The 17,554-nt window shown below is 39.8% G+C and carries 18 protein-coding genes; 6 read left to right on the top strand and 12 right to left on the bottom strand.

Annotated elements, in window-relative coordinates; genetic code table 11:
- Window positions 1-31: 31 nt before the first annotated feature.
- The 11 genes from ACOQO1_RS02665 to ACOQO1_RS02615 form a co-directional block, all read right to left on the bottom strand.
- Window positions 32-364, bottom strand: a complete 333-nt coding sequence (locus ACOQO1_RS02665; protein ID WP_420601315.1) for a hypothetical protein — start codon at window positions 362-364, stop codon at window positions 32-34.
- Between the two features lie 47 nt (window positions 365-411).
- Entirely contained in the window at window positions 412-1,002 is a 591-nt protein-coding gene (locus tag ACOQO1_RS02660) for a type 1 periplasmic binding fold superfamily protein (RefSeq protein WP_420601314.1), read from the bottom strand.
- Window positions 1,003-1,015: 13 nt separating this feature from the next.
- Window positions 1,016-3,415 (bottom strand): TonB-dependent receptor, encoded by a 2,400-nt coding sequence (locus ACOQO1_RS02655; RefSeq protein WP_420601313.1) that lies wholly within the window; start codon window positions 3,413-3,415, stop codon window positions 1,016-1,018.
- Window positions 3,416-3,481: 66 nt separating this feature from the next.
- Window positions 3,482-3,784 carry a hypothetical protein gene (locus ACOQO1_RS02650; RefSeq protein ID WP_420601312.1) on the bottom strand — a complete coding sequence of 101 codons (303 nt, stop codon included), beginning with the start codon at window positions 3,782-3,784 and terminating at the stop codon, window positions 3,482-3,484.
- 55 nt (window positions 3,785-3,839) lie between these two features.
- Window positions 3,840-4,355 (bottom strand): DUF6787 family protein, encoded by a 516-nt coding sequence (locus ACOQO1_RS02645; protein ID WP_420601311.1) that lies wholly within the window; start codon window positions 4,353-4,355, stop codon window positions 3,840-3,842.
- Window positions 4,356-4,482: 127 nt separating this feature from the next.
- Window positions 4,483-4,941 carry a DUF6146 family protein gene (locus tag ACOQO1_RS02640; RefSeq protein ID WP_420601310.1) on the bottom strand — a complete coding sequence of 153 codons (459 nt, stop codon included), beginning with the start codon at window positions 4,939-4,941 and terminating at the stop codon, window positions 4,483-4,485.
- A gap of 69 nt (window positions 4,942-5,010) precedes the next feature.
- The gene (locus ACOQO1_RS02635; protein ID WP_420601309.1) at window positions 5,011-5,652 is read right to left on the bottom strand and encodes a DUF937 domain-containing protein; all 642 of its coding nucleotides are present in this window, start codon (window positions 5,650-5,652) and stop codon (window positions 5,011-5,013) included.
- A 54-nt stretch (window positions 5,653-5,706) separates the two neighbouring features.
- Window positions 5,707-6,660, bottom strand: coding sequence for a D-2-hydroxyacid dehydrogenase (locus ACOQO1_RS02630; protein WP_420601308.1), 954 nt, complete (start codon window positions 6,658-6,660; stop codon window positions 5,707-5,709).
- 26 nt (window positions 6,661-6,686) lie between these two features.
- The gene (locus ACOQO1_RS02625; protein WP_420601307.1) at window positions 6,687-7,022 is read right to left on the bottom strand and encodes a four helix bundle protein; all 336 of its coding nucleotides are present in this window, start codon (window positions 7,020-7,022) and stop codon (window positions 6,687-6,689) included.
- A 35-nt stretch (window positions 7,023-7,057) separates the two neighbouring features.
- Window positions 7,058-8,122 (bottom strand): 3-phosphoserine/phosphohydroxythreonine transaminase, encoded by a 1,065-nt coding sequence (serC, locus tag ACOQO1_RS02620; protein WP_420601306.1) that lies wholly within the window; start codon window positions 8,120-8,122, stop codon window positions 7,058-7,060.
- Window positions 8,123-8,240: 118 nt separating this feature from the next.
- Complete coding sequence (locus tag ACOQO1_RS02615) at window positions 8,241-9,287, bottom strand: acyl-CoA reductase (protein WP_420601305.1); 1,047 nt, start codon at window positions 9,285-9,287, stop codon at window positions 8,241-8,243.
- A gap of 85 nt (window positions 9,288-9,372) precedes the next feature.
- Between ACOQO1_RS02615 and ACOQO1_RS02610 the strand changes: the two genes are divergently transcribed.
- Window positions 9,373-9,726 (top strand): 4Fe-4S dicluster domain-containing protein, encoded by a 354-nt coding sequence (locus ACOQO1_RS02610; RefSeq protein WP_420601304.1) that lies wholly within the window; start codon window positions 9,373-9,375, stop codon window positions 9,724-9,726.
- 2 nt (window positions 9,727-9,728) lie between these two features.
- Here ACOQO1_RS02610 and speB read toward each other — a convergent pair whose 3' ends face one another.
- Complete coding sequence (speB, locus tag ACOQO1_RS02605; RefSeq protein WP_420601303.1) at window positions 9,729-10,505, bottom strand: agmatinase; 777 nt, start codon at window positions 10,503-10,505, stop codon at window positions 9,729-9,731.
- A 109-nt stretch (window positions 10,506-10,614) separates the two neighbouring features.
- Here speB and ACOQO1_RS02600 point away from each other — a divergent pair, with 109 nt between their 5' ends.
- From ACOQO1_RS02600 to ACOQO1_RS02580, 5 genes are all read left to right on the top strand, one after another.
- Entirely contained in the window at window positions 10,615-10,743 is a 129-nt protein-coding gene (locus tag ACOQO1_RS02600; protein ID WP_420601302.1) for a hypothetical protein, read from the top strand.
- Window positions 10,744-10,811: 68 nt separating this feature from the next.
- Window positions 10,812-11,906: a redox-regulated ATPase YchF gene (ychF, locus tag ACOQO1_RS02595; RefSeq protein WP_420601301.1), complete on the top strand. Its 1,095-nt coding sequence runs from the start codon at window positions 10,812-10,814 to the stop codon at window positions 11,904-11,906.
- Between the two features lie 114 nt (window positions 11,907-12,020).
- On the top strand, window positions 12,021-13,874 hold the full coding sequence (locus tag ACOQO1_RS02590; RefSeq protein ID WP_420601300.1) for a DNA topoisomerase IV subunit B: 1,854 nt from the start codon (window positions 12,021-12,023) through the stop codon (window positions 13,872-13,874).
- Between the two features lie 30 nt (window positions 13,875-13,904).
- The gene (locus ACOQO1_RS02585) at window positions 13,905-16,532 is read left to right on the top strand and encodes a DNA gyrase/topoisomerase IV subunit A (RefSeq protein ID WP_420601299.1); all 2,628 of its coding nucleotides are present in this window, start codon (window positions 13,905-13,907) and stop codon (window positions 16,530-16,532) included.
- A gap of 62 nt (window positions 16,533-16,594) precedes the next feature.
- Complete coding sequence (locus ACOQO1_RS02580; protein WP_420601298.1) at window positions 16,595-17,551, top strand: sterol desaturase family protein; 957 nt, start codon at window positions 16,595-16,597, stop codon at window positions 17,549-17,551.
- Window positions 17,552-17,554: the final 3 nt, after the last annotated feature.

Genomic DNA, 17,554 nt, shown 5'->3' with positions numbered 1-17,554 from the left:
GTGGGAGAGCCAAAAATAGGGATGGGAAATTTTAAAGGACGTGCGGTGGTCCCCTTTGGGGATTAAAGTGGAGTAGTGGTGTGAAAACCACAAAATCATTCCAAGTGATTGCTACATGATTTGTAATAATGATAAATGCGATTTTCGGTGCAAAAAAGAGCACGACAGGCTTGGTGTTCAACTTCGCACAAAAGTCACAGTCATAATCTGCACCGTAAACCGCCTCATTACTATTATCAACCTTATTTTGGGAATGAAATTCCGTATGCGATGTGAAAACATGAAAAGCAGCAAAGCCCATTTGAAACAACAATATTGCCGTTAGCAGGGAGCTCAACCAAATATGTATGTTACGTGTTTTCACTTTTTTAAATTGTACAGCGACAATTTTTCTTGTTTAATTAAACAAGTCTATTCAATGGTCAGATTAAAAGTTTGAGTAATATCAGTTTCTCCACCAGCATCTGCAAGGGTGCCATTATTAGGCTTTTTGGGCTCATGTCGCAAAGTAACCGTCAAAGTCCCGGTACTGGCATCTGTGGTCGTTAAGGTGAATTCTATTCCAACCGGATTAGTGGTTGTAAAGTTCTCTCCTGTTTCATCAGACACATAATCCGACTCTTGATCGTCATAAGCAGTGGTTGCGTTCAGATTGCCTCCAACTGCAAAAAAGAACTGATGTTCCGCTGCTTCCCCTTCGATTTCCTCGTTTACCTCTTCAGCGGGTGTTTCAGTTTCATTCAATAAGACAACCGTACCTGAATAAGTGGTATTTTCAGCAAGGCTTCCAGAAACTTGGATTACCGGGGCGTTTGGACCATCCCCATCCAGGTCTCTGGAGGATAAAGTCACGGTTGTGCCACTTGTGGGAACCAAGGCAACGGTCATAGTGGTGATGGTTTCCTCTTCGTTTACTTCCTCAGGGGTGTCGTCATCGTTTGAGCATGAGACAAATAGTTGTCCGGCGATAAGTGCTAATGATAAAAATTTGATTGTTTTCATTTTTAATAAAGGTTTAATAGTTAAATTTTAATTGTATAATAAAGTTCCTGCCCAAATCATCAGCAAAGAAGCGCTGACGATTCAGATAGTCCCTGTAATTTGTATCCAAAAGATTGTTCACCACAAGCGAGGTGGTCAATTTTGTGCCATTTCCAAATGGAAACTCGATTTTTGAAGTCAAACCCAATAAGTGATAAGCCTCAGGAGCGCTATTGATTTCCAAGAGCACATCTTGTTGCTGTTCTGGTGAAAAGACCATGATGTTTTCTGGAACTTCATTTTGTTGAAAAACGTATTGACTTTCCAGCGAAATCTCTAAATTTTTCCATTCGGGCTTGGTAAAGGTCACTTTGTTACGCAAGTTGGCGGCTGGAATATTTATTAATGGGGAATCATTTTCCACATCTCGTCCCTTAACCAATGAGAATCTGTGGTTGGTTCTTAGGTGTTTTGACCAGTCCACATAGGTTGAAGCATCCAACCCTATTAATCTTGCATTGGTTTGACGATACTCCCAAACGGGGAAGGCTCCTCGAATAGTAAATTCCACACCTGAGGGCTCAAGCAATATGAAATTATGAACCCAGTTTGCGTAGGGTTCAAACACAATGCCCCAATGGTCAAAGTTTTGTTGAAACGAAGCAGTGATCTTATGCGATGTCTCACTATCCACTCTTAAATCACCCAACTCAATTCGAGCAGCGGAGTGATGTAGTCCATCACTAAACAACTCTGAAGGATTGGGCGCCCGCTGGGAAAGTGAGTAATTAAGTTTTAGGTTAGAACCATTGTTGAACTCTAATCTACTTCCAAACGTACCGGATATATTGTGATAATCAAAAACTGGATTGACCAGTAATTGTGTACCGCGATCGTCTATAATCAAATTTTGGAACTCTGTGTCATAACCGCGTTCTTCCCAGCGCGAAGTTTGATAGAATTTTTTGGCATCAACACGATTAAAATCATATCGTAGACCACCTTCCAGTAGCAATTGATCATTCATCTGATATTCACCAATTACAAAACCTCCAAAATCAAACTTTTCATAATCAGGAATTAACCGTCTTACACCGGTATCAGGGTTGGCAAAGTTCTTCTGATATCTACCTAACAGGCCTACATGTACCTGATATTTCTCCTTGGCATCCCATTTAAAATCCGTGGATAGGGTATGCGTTGTGAGCTCAAGGTCTATGGAAGCCGTATTGTCCCTTTCCCCTCTACGAACATCGAATTCGAATCGACGGTTCTTTTGAAAATCATACTGCAGACTCCATTTTCCAAGACCTTCAAAACGCTTATAAAAATTAAGCTTTCCAAGATGATGGGTAACTTCTTGCCTTGGGTTTTGAAGATCGTGGGTAAATGACCTAATAATTTCGGGTTGTCCACTGTTGATACTTCGAATCAAATCGTCCACATTACCAATATGGGAAGCTCTTAAAACGGCGATTTCTGAGTTGAAATAGGAGTATCTGGCATCCCAGCCCCAAGTAAATTTCCGTTTTCCAAATTGAAGGGAGGCTCCCATTTCCTGTACTCCAGTATTGGACAGAACATAATCAGGAGCTTCATGATCTCCCAAGCGCTTGAACGACCCTTGGCCTTTAGCGAACCAGCCATTTTCAAAGGTTCTGGTAAGTTCGGAAGTAATATTTCCTCCTCTACCATTGGAAACACCGTTTAGCAGTGTTTTGCCATATAATGTATCCTTGACTGGAATTCTTGCTTGCTCCATAACAATTACTCCACCAATGGCATCTCCTCCATATTGCAAAGCTGAGGCACCTTTTATCACAGAAACGGAACCTGAGGCATTGATATCGACATTGGGTGCATGTTCATCCCCCCATTCCATATCTTGCATACGTACCCCATCATTCAAGATTAACACCCGACTTCCGTTTAATCCATGAATGGTAGGTTTTACAATATTGGCCCCGGTATTAAGGGATGAAACACCTCCCAATTCTTTCAATGCATCACCCAAATTGCCAGAGCTATGAAGTTCCAACGTTTCTAACTTCAGTTTTTCTTCTTGGGCAGAATTGGTTTTATCCCTTATGGCATCTCCAACAACGTTGACTTCATCCAGTTCTTCCAAATGGTGTTCCAGTTTAATATCAAGCCTAGTAACTCCTTGGACATTAACATCTACCAGTGTAGTCGTACACTCCGGATGGGAAATCTCAAGTTGATATTTGCCAGGGCATAAGTTTGAAATTTTGAATTTCCCTTCTTTATCGGTTTTAACCTCTGGAAAATTGCCGATTATCAGCACGCTCGCATTTTTCAATGGAATTTTGCTATGATAATCAGTGACCTGTCCAGTAAGGACATCTTTGCATTCTTGTGATTTACCCTCAAACAGAGTAATAATTAAAAGAATGCTAAAAAGCAATGCTTTCATTTTTAATTCAATAAATTAATAAGTGATAGGTGTGTTTCCTTAATGAAACATAAGAATCTGGGTTGTCTAAGACACAGAGGAAGGAGGGGGCCTAGAAAAAAGAAAGAAGTTAAAGCGCATAGGCTTTAATTGTTGCTCAGTTCCAATTGTTAATGTTCCCTTGGCTATCTCCTGAACGGGAACTTCAACTATGTTAGCCTGCAACTGGACATCAGAACTTTGATTTTCAAGAGCGATATCGCAAGTAGTACAGTTTTCTATTGAATCGACGTCTGTATCATCATGTGTATATACATGAAGTGCCGATACCTTGATGAGCATCAAGGCAGCAAACAAGAAAAACCCAAAAAACTTCTTAAATCCGGGCATATTCTAGCAAAGGTATATTTTTTGAAAGGAAGAAATATGTTAACAAAAACATAATTTATGGTAATAGAAAACCTAATCCCATCCGTTTCAGCATTTTTTTCTCAAAACTCCAAAAGAAACTGAACTGTCCAAATAGCCATCCAAACAATACCAGCAACACTTGATAAAGCGGAAAAATCAATAGGATTCTAATGGGCCAATAAACCCAGCCGCTTACCATTTCCTGATGAATGCCCAACCATTCGGTGACAGGTCCTGCCAGTTTTCCCGAGATACTTCCGGTAATGGCAAATACAATAAAAATGGCAATCATTTCCCATCGTTGGGCAACAGGCCACTTATTGGCCAGTTTTTTAAAGCACCACAGAAAAAATCGAATCATTAAAAAATATAACATTAGGCCAATTCCCAATGTGAACACCCATTCCAAAATGGTATTGTTAAGGTTGAAAAGATGTAAGAGGCGTCTTGCAATGATGTATGCGGTGAGCGCAACAAGAAGCGAACCAAAAATTGGAAAGAAGAACTGCCAATTTTTAGTAATGTCCCAACGCTTTTTTAATTTTTCCATCCAATAAAATTCGATGGCAAAAATAACACAATAAAAAATTTCATGAAATTTTGATATTAGATTCCGAAGCGAGTTCGGAATGACAATTTAACGGTACCCGACATGCCATGTCGGGGAATTTTTTCAATTAAATTCTAGGAATAAAAGGGCCCAACCGTTGATTGTACTTTCTTTGGAAGTAAATAAAATAGTTGTAAAGCTTATAGTTCACTTCATACCCATAATCAATTCCTGGGTCATAGTTGATTTGAAGCTCATATAGTCCTGGATCAAATCTTGTGGGCTGCAGCACCCTTTGATTCCAATTAATAACCATTATTTGATTCCTGTTTTCCAAAAAGCTTTGGGAATAATAACCCTCTGGTCTGGCAATACTCTGTAACCAAACATAGAATCCAGGTTCAATTATAATGATTTCATACTCAGATTCTTCATCCTTGATTTCTACTTCTTCCTCATCCTGGGAATTGAAGACTTCTTTTTCTTCATCTGTAACGGAAATGGCCTCTTTTTGCGCAGTACATGATGTAAATAACCCCAGAACAAGGGTTAAGGCGATAAAACTTTGTAAAATTCTCTTTTTCATAACCTTAAAATACAAAAAATGCCATTTGAATATTCAAATGGCATTGTTAAATATAGTTAAGATGTAATTCTATTTTCCGAAAAGACCTCCTAAAAGCCCGCCAAGACCGCTCTTTTTCTGTCCACCACTATTTAATACCATACCGGCAAGGTCATCTATAACGCTGCCATCTCCATCAGAATCCAAAAAGGTCTCTATCAAAGATTGTTGTTTGTTGGCAGAACTACCACCTCCCATGAGTCCACCTAATAATCCGGTCAATGCATCTGGACTGCTTACTTTTTGCTGTCTTGTCTGTTTACCCAAATAGCCTAATAAAATTGGTGCTGCTATTTTTAATATTTGTGAAATTGCACCAGCATCAATTCCCGATTTGCTGCTTAATGCATTTTCTACCTGAGGTTGTTTGGAGCCAAAAACATGACCAAGAATACCAGCGCCATCATCCATCACTCCTTGATCTACGCCACCTCCAAAAAGACCTCCCAGGTCATCCAGAATACTTCCATCATGCTTGGAAGAAAGCGCATTCATCAATCCTTCTGCTCCGCTGGAACTGGAGGCATTTTTCTTCATGGCACCCATCAAAAGTGGCATGGCCATACTCAATACATCTGCCGTCTTATTTTCAGGCTGACCAGTTTGACCTGCAACTCCGCTAATCAACTGTTTGCCCATTGGGCTATTCAATAAATCTAATAATCCTGACATTTTATAGTGTTTAGTTTAGAAGGACAATGTACAAAAAAGAAGAAAGCGGTAGGACTACTTTAATAATTTGATGATTTGATTAGCTAATTCCAACCCTATTCTGTCTTGGGCTTCTTTTGTAGCAGCTCCAATATGAGGTGATAGCGAAATTTTTGGATGCATCAATATTTTAATTTCGGGATTGGGTTCAGATTCGAAAACATCCAATCCAGCAAAGGCAATTTTCTCACTCTCTAAAGCATCAACCAAAGCAACTTCATCCAGAACACCTCCCCGGGAAGCATTGACAACCGCAGCTCCGGGTTTCATTATTTCAAATTCTTTTGCTCCCAAAACATAGTTTTTCTGTGCTGGAACATGAATACTGATAAAATCAGAAGTTTTTAGCACTTCTTCAAATGGACTGCTCTTTAAATCAAATGTAACCGATTGGCCGTCAAAAAAAGGCACCTCCAATGAAGCCTCAGTAATCAGCGGATCGTTAAATACAACCTTCATTCCCACCCCAAGCGCTATTTTGGCAGTGGCTTGACCAATTCGTCCAAATCCTATCAGGCCCAAAGTCTTTCCGCGTAATTCCGTGCCACCCGCATAGCTCTTTTTTAGCTGTTTGAACTTGCTGTCACCATCTAATGGCATATTGCGGTTAGAGTCGTACAAGAAGCGAACCCCACCAAATAAATGTGCAAAAACCAATTCAGCAACAGATTCCGAAGACGCTGCGGGAGTATTTATAACATGTACCCCTTTTGATTTGGCATAATCAACATCTATATTGTCCATGCCAACACCTCCGCGACCTATGAGCTCTAAATCCGGACAGGCATCTATCAATGATTTCCGAGCTTCAGTTGCACTTCGAACCAGTAAGGCCTTGATGTTGTTCCCATTAATGAAGTTAACCAATTGTTCTTGTGCCACTTTGGTGGTAACAACTTCAAAACCTTCAGATTCAAGTTTGTCGATGCCAGACTGTGCAATCCCATCGTTGGCTAGTATAGCTTTCATAAATTTTAAATTGTTAGTGCTAAGTGTTAAATAGATTCTTGACTTGTTTTGACAATCTTGGTTAAAATCTTAATGATTTGGTTTATTTCGTTGAGATGATCAGAAGTGTCAAGACTGAACAGGTCACTTTTATTTATTAACCGCAGCCAATATCTGGTTTCCCTTGCTTCTTTGGAAGCTATGGCCATTTTGGCTATAAAATCTTTTTTTGACTGTCCAGCACCAGCTTCTGCAACATTTGCTCCAATACTAGTTGCTGATTTTAATAATTGGTCTGCAAAGACGTATTCCTTAAGCTTTCTAAGTTCTTTGACCAGTTTAATTATGCTTAGTGAAAACTCAAAACTTCTTTCTTCAATCAATATTTAACATTTAGCACTTAAAAATTAGGAACTAATTATCCTTTCTTTTCCATTTCACTCATAATATCTACCAATACTCCAACACTTTCCAAAGAAAGCGCGTTGTACATGGAAGCTCGATATCCACCCACAGATCTATGGCCATTGATTCCGCTAATGCCCGCTTCTTTGCATTTCTCATCAAAAATTTCCTTGAGCGTATCATCGGTAATATTGAAGGTGGCGTTCATTATGGAACGATTCTCCTTTGCGGCAAATCCAGAGAAAACAGGATTCAGTTCAATTTCAGAATAGATAAGGTTAGCTTTCCGTTCATTGATCTCCTCAATGGCTTCAATTCCTCCAAGATCTTTTAACCACTGCATGGTCAGCATGGAAACATAAACGGCAAACACAGGAGGGGTGTTGAACATACTGTCTTTACCCACATGGACTGCATAATCCAACATGGAAGGGATTTTTCGGGAAACTTTCCCCAAAATATCTTCTTTCACCACAACAAGTGTGGTTCCTGCTGGCCCCATGTTTTTTTGAGCCCCGGCATAGATTAAATCAAACTTGGAAAAATCCATTTGTCTGGAAAAAATATCAGAACTCATATCGCAAACCAATGGAATATTTGTTTTTGGAAATTCCTTTATCTGCGTTCCAAAAATGGTATTGTTGGAAGTCAGATGTAAATAATCCAGATCTTTTGGAATGTTATACCCTTTGGGTATATAATTGAAATTTTGATCTTGCGAGGAGGCCACTTCAACAATGTCACCAAATAGACGAGCTTCTTTTATGGCTTTTAGGCTCCATGTTCCCGTATTTACATATCCAGCTTTTTTTTCCAATAGGTTATAGGCTGCCATTAAAAATTGGGTGCTTGCTCCACCCTGCAGAAACAGGGCCTGATATCCTTTTCCTTCCAGCCCTAAAAGCTCCAAGGCCAAAGAACGTGCCTTTTCCATAATGGCCACAAATTCCTTGCTACGGTGAGAGATTTCTATAAGGGAAAGACCAATGCCATCAAGTTCCATTACGGCTTCAGATGCTTTCAACATCACTTCTTTGGGTAAAATACAAGGGCCTGCGCTAAAATTGTGCTTTTTCATGTGTTAGTTGTAAGAGAGTCAATATTGCCGGATCATGATAAGAAATCCTTCAAAGTTGTTTTTGAATTAAGCGATAAAGGTCTTAAAAAAACTTGGATCAAAAAACAGTCCTTTTGTGCTATAGTTCCAAAAGAAATTTTAGGGTGTCCATACCATCTGCATAGTCGCTCAACTTTGGTTTTTGGGTTTCACCAAAAGCAACTTCTTCAGCAAACATTCCTTTAGAGACAATACATTGAATGTCTTCTTTCCGCTCTTTTAGCTGTTGCCTTAATGTTTTGGCGGAATCGTATTGCTCGTAGAACAAAGAGGCAATTGGGGAGGCAAAACTGCTATCTTCCTTCAAAATGAGGAATCCATTATCCAAAATTTTGAATTCGCTCATTAAATACACTGCTTTATTGTAATCATAATTATTGGCGTATTTATTTTGATGGATAATATCTTGGTATTTAAAAATTGCATTGAAGAATTGGTTAAAATCATAATTCGAAGGCACGTAGATTTTTGAGACATTTCTGCAGCCCAATCCAAAATATTTGAAAATATCCCCACCAAGGGCCTGTAATTCGTCATCGGACTCTTCTCCTGTAATAATGGCTATGGCATTTCTATTCTTTCGAATGATATTGGGTTTCTTGCCAAAATAATATTCAAAATAACGACTGGTGTTATTGCTGCCCGTAGCTATCACGGCATCAAAATGCTCAAATTTACCTTCTACGAACTGTATTTTATCGGCAAGACTTGGTTCATATTGCATTAGGCAATCGGCCAAAAAAGGCAGCAATACGGTATCATTTGAGGACAACTTTGCCAAAACCTTATTCCCGGTCAATAACACGCATAAAAAATCATGAAAGCCCACCATAGGTATATTGCCGGCCATGACAATACCAACGACTTTTGGAGGTTTTTCATGATCTATCGAATAATTGGATACCCAATCCGTAAGGTTTTTATTGGTGAGTTGGTTTGCCCATTGTTCCAAGGAAAAAATTAGGTTCTCGTAGGTAAACCACCCGTTTTGTTGTTCCGCCCTAATTAGTATGTCCTTGAGCTTGTTGTATTTATCAGAAGTATTATCATTATGATTTTCGCAAAAATCACGAAGAAAACTTCCAAGTTTAACAAAAGCTTCTAATGTTGAGATATACCTGCTCATTATATTTGTACACTAAATTAGTAGGGTTTATTTTTGCGCAAAATTAAGCATGCTGAATTGATTCAGCTATAAGGAAAAGAAAATTATGGCAATTATTATAACAGACGAATGTATTAATTGTGGAGCTTGCGAGCCTGAGTGCCCAAATACAGCAATCTATGAAGGAGCGGATGAGTGGCGGTATAGTGATGGTACTTCTTTGACTGGGGATGTTGTGCTTCCTGATGGGAAGGCGGTGAATGCCGATGAAGTTCAGGTTCCCGTAAGCGATGAAATTTATTACATAGCTCCTGATAAGTGTACCGAATGCATGGGCTTTCATGAAGAGCCCCAATGTGCAGCGGTATGTCCTGTAGACTGTTGCGTGCCTGATGAAGATAGGGTAGAATCCGAGGAGGAACTTCTTGGAAAACAGAAATTCATGCACCCAGACGGATAGTCTTACATCATTTTTGACACCATTTCCTTGAACAATTTTGCGCAGACCATGGCGGTCATGTCGTTAATGTCTCTTGTTGGATTATATTCAACTATATCTGCACCAACTAGAGGAACATCTATTTTTTGAATGATTTCAATAAGTTGTCGGGTACTTAACCCCCCAGGTTCATGATGTGAAACTCCAGGTGCAAAAGCAGGATCCAATGCATCCATATCAACGGAAAGGTAAAGCGGATTTTCAAATCTGGGCATTGTAAAAGACTGAAAATCTTTCATTTCATTGATTGTTACGCCGAACTTTTTTGCATTAACCCGTTGCTCTTCATTCAATGTTCGGATACCTACTTGGTATAAATTTTCCGCAAGCCCATTTTCCATGATGTTGTAAAAAGGGCATGCATGGGAGAACCTATCACCTTCAAAATCCTTATAAAGGTCGCTGTGCGCATCAATATGCAAAATATCCACCTTTCCATACACAGCATGAAACACCTGGATAACAGGGAAAGTTATGGAATGATCCCCGCCCAAGGTTAATAGAGGTTTTCCGGCTTCTAAATTTTTGAGAGTTACCTTGTTTATTTCAAAATACTCTTCAATTTCGTGATCTCCCTTTTCCAGAAACAATTCAGGAGTTATCAAAACTCCATTCTCTGCATAATAATTGGCAGAATTGCTGTGATATGCTTTTCTAATTAGGGGAGGAGCCAAACTTGGCCCCTTTAGGTAAGAAGACTTTTCATCAAACAGAATACCTTGGATTACTACTTTCGTCATTTATCAAAGCTATAAACTTCTCACCGATTTTTGTTTTATTCCATTTTGAAAAATTAACTACCTGCCCATTTCTTTTTACTTTTGGCGAATCAAGACAATTTCAAATTTTATGGAAGAAAAAGAGAAGGAATACAATGGTTTTTGGAAGCAGATAGGGTGTATTCTTTCGGTTATCGCCATTTTAGGAATTGTATCCGTGGTGGTTTTGGGAATCTATATGCTCCTAAAAGGTTTTTAGTACCATCAAACATATACTCCCATACAAAACTTCAACTTATATTTGCAGCCTGAAAAAAACATGAATAGATGAAAGCTGGTATTGTAGGATTGCCAAACGTGGGAAAATCAACATTGTTCAATTGTTTATCCAATGCTAAGGCGCAGAGCGCCAATTTTCCGTTTTGTACCATTGAGCCCAACATTGGTGTTGTGAACGTACCGGATACCAGATTGGAAAAATTGGAAGAACTGGTAAACCCTGAACGTGTGATTCCGGCCACTGTGGAGATTGTGGATATTGCAGGATTGGTAAAAGGGGCCAGCAAGGGAGAAGGATTGGGAAACCAGTTTTTGGGGAATATTCGTGAAACAGATGCAATTCTTCATGTATTACGTTGCTTTGACAATGACAATATTGTACATGTAGATGGTTCAATTGACCCAATTAGGGACAAGGAAACCATTGATATGGAACTCCAGTTAAAAGATTTGGAGAGTGTTGAAAAGAAGCTTGACAAAGTAAAGCGCGCCGCCAAAACAGGAAATAAAGATGCTCAAAAAGAAGCAGCGGTTCTAAGCACGTTAAAAGAAGGTCTGGAAGCTGGGAAATCAGTGAGAGCAATTGAAGTAGGTAAGGATGACCATGCTGAATTTGTAAAACCTTTGCAGTTGATCACGGACAAACCTGTAATGTATGTCTGTAATGTGGATGAAGAAGCTGCAACGGAAGGAAATACCTATGTGGAAAAAGTAAAAGCAGCCGTGGCCAATGAAAATGCGGAGGTGATTTTCTTGGCGGTTGGTACCGAAGCAGATATTACCGAACTGGAAACTTATGAAGAGCGTCAACTGTTCCTTGAGGATTTAGGGTTGTCGGAACCAGGTTCGGCCAAATTGATTCGTGGTGCGTACAAATTACTGGATTTGGAAACCTATTTCACAGCGGGAGAAAAAGAGGTAAGGGCCTGGACCATTCCCGTTGGGGCAACTGCTCCGCAGGCAGCTGGCGTTATCCATACTGATTTTGAAAAAGGATTTATTCGTGCCGAAGTCATTTCCTTTGATGATTATGTGCAGTACGGTAATGAGGCTAAAGTCAAAGAAGCCGGAAAGATGCGCGTTGAAGGCAAGGAATATGTGGTTAAAGATGGTGATGTAATGCATTTCAGGTTTAATGTTTAGGCCTGAACCTCAGCACATCTAGGTATATCAACAGCTTTTGTTGATTACTTTCTGCTCGCTTCACTTTTATTTTTGCGGCTAAATTTTATATTAGCGAGGATTAACCCTTTTCTTATGGCAGAAACCCAGTATACAGAGGATAACATTCGTTCACTGGATTGGAAGGAGCATATTCGTATGCGTCCCGGAATGTATATTGGTAAATTGGGTGACGGCTCTTCCGCAGATGATGGTATCTACATTCTTCTTAAGGAGGTCATCGATAACTGTATCGATGAGTTTGTCATGGGTGCAGGTAAGACCATCGAAATCAGCATCAAGGAAAATACCGTGAATGTTCGGGATTATGGAAGGGGCATACCGCTGGGGAAAGTGGTGGATGTGGTTTCCAAAATGAACACTGGAGGTAAATACGATACCCGTGCATTTAAGAAATCAGTTGGATTGAATGGGGTAGGGACCAAGGCGGTGAATGCACTTTCTACATATTTCAAAGTAGAATCAACCAGAGATGGAAAATCGAAATCTGCAGAGTTTCAAACGGGGGATTTGGTCAATGAGGAACTTTTGGAAGAAACCTCCCGTAGAAGAGGGACCAAGGTTAGTTTTGTCCCCGACGAATCAATTTTCAAAAAGTTCAAATATCGCAATGAGTATGTGGAACGCATGCTCAAAAACTACGTTTACCTAAACCCTGGACTAACTATAGTCTTTAATGGTGAAAAGTTCCATTCAGAGAATGGATTAAAGGATTTATTGGAGGACAATAACAATGAAGAAGATTTTCTGTATCCAATAATTCACTTAAAAGGTGATGATATTGAAGTGGCTTTGACCCACAGTAAAACGCAGTACAGCGAAGAATACCATTCTTTTGTCAACGGACAGCATACTACTCAAGGGGGTACGCATCAGGCGGCTTTTAGGGAAGCCATTGTTAAGACCGTTAGGGATTATTATGGGAAGAATTATGACGCTTCAGATATCAGAAAATCAATAATTTCAGCCATTTCCATTAAAGTAATGGAACCGGTATTTGAGAGTCAGACCAAGACCAAACTGGGTTCCACGGATATGGGTGGAAAACTTCCCACGGTTAGGACATACATCAATGATTTTATTGGGAAATATCTTGATAATTATCTGCACAAAAACCAAGAGACTGCCGATGCACTCCAACGTAAAATTGTTCAGGCTGAGAAAGAACGCAAGGAACTCTCTGGGATTCGGAAGTTAGCACGCGACCGTGCCAAAAAAGCAAGCTTGCACAATAAAAAACTGCGTGATTGCCGAGTTCACCTTCAGGATATGAAGAAGGACAGGAGATTGGAATCCACACTGTTTATAACAGAAGGGGATTCAGCCTCAGGATCTATCACCAAATCTAGGGATGTAAATACCCAAGCAGTGTTCAGTTTGCGCGGTAAGCCTTTGAATTCTTACGGAATGTCCAAAAAGATTGTGTATGAAAATGAGGAATTCAATCTTTTGCAAGCAGCCTTGAACATAGAAGAATCCATGGAAGATCTGCGATACAATAACATTGTAATTGCAACAGACGCCGATGTGGATGGGATGCATATACGGTTGTTGCTGATTACATTCTTTTTGCAGTTTTTCCCTGAACTGATAAAAGAAAATCATCTTTACATCCTTCAAACCCCACTTTTTAGAGTTCGGAATAAAAAGGAAACCATTTACTGTTATAGTGAAGAGGAAAGAAGAAATGCGATTCAAAAACTTACGGGAAAACCAGAAATAACAAGATTTAAGGGATTGGGTGAAATTTCTCCGGATGAGTTTAAGCATTTTATTGGGGATGACATTCGATTGGAGCCGGTGATGTTGGATAAAGCCATGAGTATTGATAGTTTACTGAAGTTTTATATGGGGAAAAACACTCCAGACCGTCAGGAATTTATAATAAAAAACCTTAAAGTAGAACTTGATTTAGTAGAAGAAAACTAACTATAAACCAACTAAATGAATCCCTTCTAGATGGAAGAGAACGAAGCATTGAATGATGAAGGTTTAGAAAACCAAGACAGTTCCCAAGATAGCCTTACCAAGGTTACGGGAATGTATAAGGATTGGTTTTTAGACTATGCCTCTTATGTTATTTTAGAACGTGCAGTTCCTGCAATTGAAGATGGTTTTAAGCCCGTGCAGCGCAGAATAATGCATGCGCTCAAGGAATTGGACGATGGCAGGTACAATAAAGTGGCCAATGTTGTTGGACATACCATGCAGTACCATCCTCACGGCGACGCAAGTATTGCTGATGCCATGGTGCAGATAGGGCAGAAGGACCTTCTTATTGATACCCAAGGTAACTGGGGAAATATTCTTACCGGTGATAGTGCTGCTGCTTCAAGATATATAGAGGCAAGACTTTCAAAATTTGGGCTAGAGGTTGTTTATAGTCCAAAAATTACGGAATGGCAGCTATCCTATGATGGACGTAAAAAAGAACCTGTCAATCTTCCTGTTAAGTTCCCTTTACTGCTAGCTCAAGGGGCTGAAGGAATCGCTGTTGGTCTATCCACGAAGATTTTGCCCCATAATTTTAATGAATTAATAGATGCTTCCATAAAGCATTTGAAAGGGCAGCGTTTTAAATTGTTTCCAGATTTTCCAACTGCGGGAATTATAGATGTGACCAACTATAATGAGGGTATGCGTGGCGGTAAGGTCAGGGTGCGCGCAAAGATTTCAACCTTGGACAAAAACACCTTGGTAATTAATGAAATACCCTACGGAACCAATACTTCTTCTTTAATAGATTCTATTCTTAAAGCCAACGATAAGGGTAAAATAAAGATCAAGAAGATTGAGGACAATACCGCAGCAGATGTTGAAATTTTGGTGCATTTACCAAGTGGCATTTCTCCAGATAAAACGATAGATGCATTATATGCCTTTACGGCATGCGAATCATCCATATCTCCTTTGGGCTGTATCATTGAGGACAACAAGCCATTGTTCATTGGAGTGCGTGAAATGCTGGAACGTTCCACGGATTATACGGTTGAACTGCTAAAAGCAGAACTTGAAATACAACTGGGGGAACTGGAAGAACAGTGGCACTTTGCTTCTTTGGAGCGCATTTTTATCGAAAATCGAATTTATCGGGATATTGAGGAGGAGGAAACTTGGGAAGGTGTAATTGCTGCTATAGACAAAGGACTTAAGCCGCACACACAAAACTTAAAAAGAGCGGTTACCGAAGAAGATATAGTTCGTTTGACTGAAATCCGGATTAAGCGGATTTCCAAATTCGATTTGGAAAAAGCTCAACAGCTTATTGAAAGTTTGGATGAGCGTATTGCACAGACCAAACATCATCTGGCACATTTGGTGGATTATGCCATAGATTACTTTAAGGAACTTAAAAAGAAATACGGTAAAGGTCGGGAACGGAAATCTGAGATTAAAATCTTTGATGATATTGAGGCCACTAAAGTGGTTATCCGAAATACCAAGCTCTATGTAAATCGGGAAGAAGGCTTTATTGGAACTTCTTTACGAAGGGATGAGTATGTTACGGATTGCAGCGATATAGATGACATTATTGTTTTTACCCAAAAAGGGGAGATGATGGTCACCAAGGTGGATTCCAAAATCTTTATTGGCAAGAATATCACGCATGTAGCGGTCTTTAAAAAGAAGGACAATCGTACCACTTATAATATGATCTATAAAGATGGTAGAGGTGGTCCAAGCTACATCAAAAGGTTTAATGTAACCAGTATAACTCGAGACAAAATATATCATTTAGCAGGCGGGAAACCTTCTGCGGATGTACTCTACTTTTCAGCGAACCCGAATGGGGAAGCGGAAGTCATAACAGTTTTGTTGAGGCAATCAGGAAGTATCAAGAAGTTGAAATGGGATTTGGACTTTGCCGATGTTTTGATCAAGGGTAGAGCTTCCAAAGGGAATTTGGTCACCAAATATGCGGTGAAGCGCATCGAACTGAAAGAGAAAGGCGTATCCACACTTAAACCCAGAAAAATTTGGTTTGACGATATTGTGAGCCGATTAAATGTAGATGGAAGAGGGGAGCTCTTGGGTGATTTTAAGGGAGAAGATCTTTTGTTGGTCATAGATCAGAAGGGAAAAGTGAAAACCATTCCGCCAGATCTTCTTACCCGTTTTAATGATGACATGATCGTATTGGAAAAATGGAATCCGAAGAAGCCTATTTCCGTGGTTCATTACGAAGGTGAAAAAGAACGATACTATATCAAGCGGTTTTTGATTGAGAATCCTGGTAAAGAGGAATTGGTCATCTCTGAACATCCAAAATCCCATCTTGAATTGGTGTCTACAGATTGGAGACCGGTCATCGAAATTGAGTTTCCAAAGCCAAGGGGGAAGGACGCAAAACCGAATCAACAGGTTGATATTGAAAATTTTATATCAGTAAAAGGAATTAGGGCTGTAGGAAATCAGCTCACTTCTGAAAAAGTCAAAAATATTAACGTATTGGAACCTCTGCCTTTTGAAGAGCCTAAAGAGCCCGTCCCAGAAGAGATAGAAGTGGTTGACGAAGAAAGGATAGATGTTTTAGGGGATAATCAGGACTCAAAAGATGAAGGTTCTGATCAACCTACTTTGTTTTAATGCATTATTCTGCCTATTTTGGCGAAATAAGTTACACCGAACCAACAAGCTAATTCCCTCGTATGGATTTTACTAACCCGCTGGTATATGGCGTACCAGTTTTTATTGCCTTTATTTTAGTTGAACTTACTTATAGTAAAACACACGGGGACGACCATCTGTACAATTGGAAGGATTTAGCGGCCAGTGGTTTTATGGGGGTAGGCTCTGCACTTTTAGGGCCTTTGTTCAAGGTAATATTTGCAATTGTACTTTTCGAATCGGTTTATGAGCTCTGCAATCCCTTGGTGAATGGGGTTAGGCAAAACCTTTTGGGTTATGAGTCTTTTGGTTATGCCTGGTATGTATGGCTGTTATGTCAGCTAGCAGATGATTTCACCTACTATTGGTTCCATAGGGCCAATCATGAGATACGGATTTTGTGGGCTGCCCATATCGTACATCACTCTTCGGACAATTATAATTTAGGTACTGCCGTGCGCAACGGCTGGTTTACCATTTTGTACAAACCTTTATTTTATATGTGGCTGCCTGCTATTGGTTTCCCACCAGAAATGGTAGTTGTATGTCTGGGCATAGAAGCGCTCTGGCAATTCCAATTACATTCTGTTTACATTCCAAAAATGGGGTTCATCGAAAAAATATTCAATACCCATACAATGCATCAGGTGCACCACGCCCAGAATGTGGAATATCTGGACAAAAACCATGGAGGCTTCTTAAACATTTTTGATAAAATGTTTGGGACCTGGAAAGAGTTGGATGATGATATCGAGGTCAAATACGGGGTGATTCACTCGCCAGAATCGTACAATCCGGTTGTAATTCTTACCCATGAGTTCAAGGATATATGGAAGGATGTGAAAAAATCCAAAAAGCTATCCCATAAACTTATGTACATTTTTGGTCCTCCGGGATGGAGCCATGATGGCAGTACTCTTACTGTTAAACAACAGCAGAGACTTAGCCGAGAGCATAAGGAGCATCATCCTGAGCTATTGTACCAGCGACCTAACTAAAGC

Origin of the sequence: Flagellimonas sp. (genome assembly GCF_965222555.1) — a bacterium.
Lineage (GTDB): Bacteria > Bacteroidota > Bacteroidia > Flavobacteriales > Flavobacteriaceae > Flagellimonas.
The sequence above is the reverse complement of the archived record's forward strand: the minus strand, read 5'-3'. Positions and strand labels throughout refer to the sequence as shown.

Bases quoted from the DNA above. Each gene is read 5' to 3' on its own strand.
- ACOQO1_RS02660 (WP_420601314.1), bottom strand. From the start codon at position 1,002: ATGAAAACAATCAAATTTTTATCATTAGCACTTATCGCCGGACAACTA.
- ACOQO1_RS02655 (WP_420601313.1), bottom strand. From the start codon at position 3,415: ATGAAAGCATTGCTTTTTAGCATTCTTTTAATTATTACTCTGTTTGAG.
- ACOQO1_RS02650 (WP_420601312.1), bottom strand. From the start codon at position 3,784: ATGCCCGGATTTAAGAAGTTTTTTGGGTTTTTCTTGTTTGCTGCCTTG.
- ACOQO1_RS02645 (WP_420601311.1), bottom strand. From the start codon at position 4,355: ATGGAAAAATTAAAAAAGCGTTGGGACATTACTAAAAATTGGCAGTTC.
- ACOQO1_RS02640 (WP_420601310.1), bottom strand. From the start codon at position 4,941: ATGAAAAAGAGAATTTTACAAAGTTTTATCGCCTTAACCCTTGTTCTG.
- ACOQO1_RS02635 (WP_420601309.1), bottom strand. From the start codon at position 5,652: ATGTCAGGATTATTAGATTTATTGAATAGCCCAATGGGCAAACAGTTG.
- ACOQO1_RS02630 (WP_420601308.1), bottom strand. From the start codon at position 6,660: ATGAAAGCTATACTAGCCAACGATGGGATTGCACAGTCTGGCATCGAC.
- serC (WP_420601306.1), bottom strand. From the start codon at position 8,122: ATGAAAAAGCACAATTTTAGCGCAGGCCCTTGTATTTTACCCAAAGAA.
- ACOQO1_RS02615 (WP_420601305.1), bottom strand. From the start codon at position 9,287: ATGAGCAGGTATATCTCAACATTAGAAGCTTTTGTTAAACTTGGAAGT.
- ACOQO1_RS02610 (WP_420601304.1), top strand. From the start codon at position 9,373: ATGGCAATTATTATAACAGACGAATGTATTAATTGTGGAGCTTGCGAG.
- speB (WP_420601303.1), bottom strand. From the start codon at position 10,505: ATGACGAAAGTAGTAATCCAAGGTATTCTGTTTGATGAAAAGTCTTCT.
- ACOQO1_RS02600 (WP_420601302.1), top strand. From the start codon at position 10,615: ATGGAAGAAAAAGAGAAGGAATACAATGGTTTTTGGAAGCAGATAGGG.
- ychF (WP_420601301.1), top strand. From the start codon at position 10,812: ATGAAAGCTGGTATTGTAGGATTGCCAAACGTGGGAAAATCAACATTG.
- ACOQO1_RS02590 (WP_420601300.1), top strand. From the start codon at position 12,021: ATGGCAGAAACCCAGTATACAGAGGATAACATTCGTTCACTGGATTGG.
- ACOQO1_RS02585 (WP_420601299.1), top strand. From the start codon at position 13,905: ATGGAAGAGAACGAAGCATTGAATGATGAAGGTTTAGAAAACCAAGAC.
- ACOQO1_RS02580 (WP_420601298.1), top strand. From the start codon at position 16,595: ATGGATTTTACTAACCCGCTGGTATATGGCGTACCAGTTTTTATTGCC.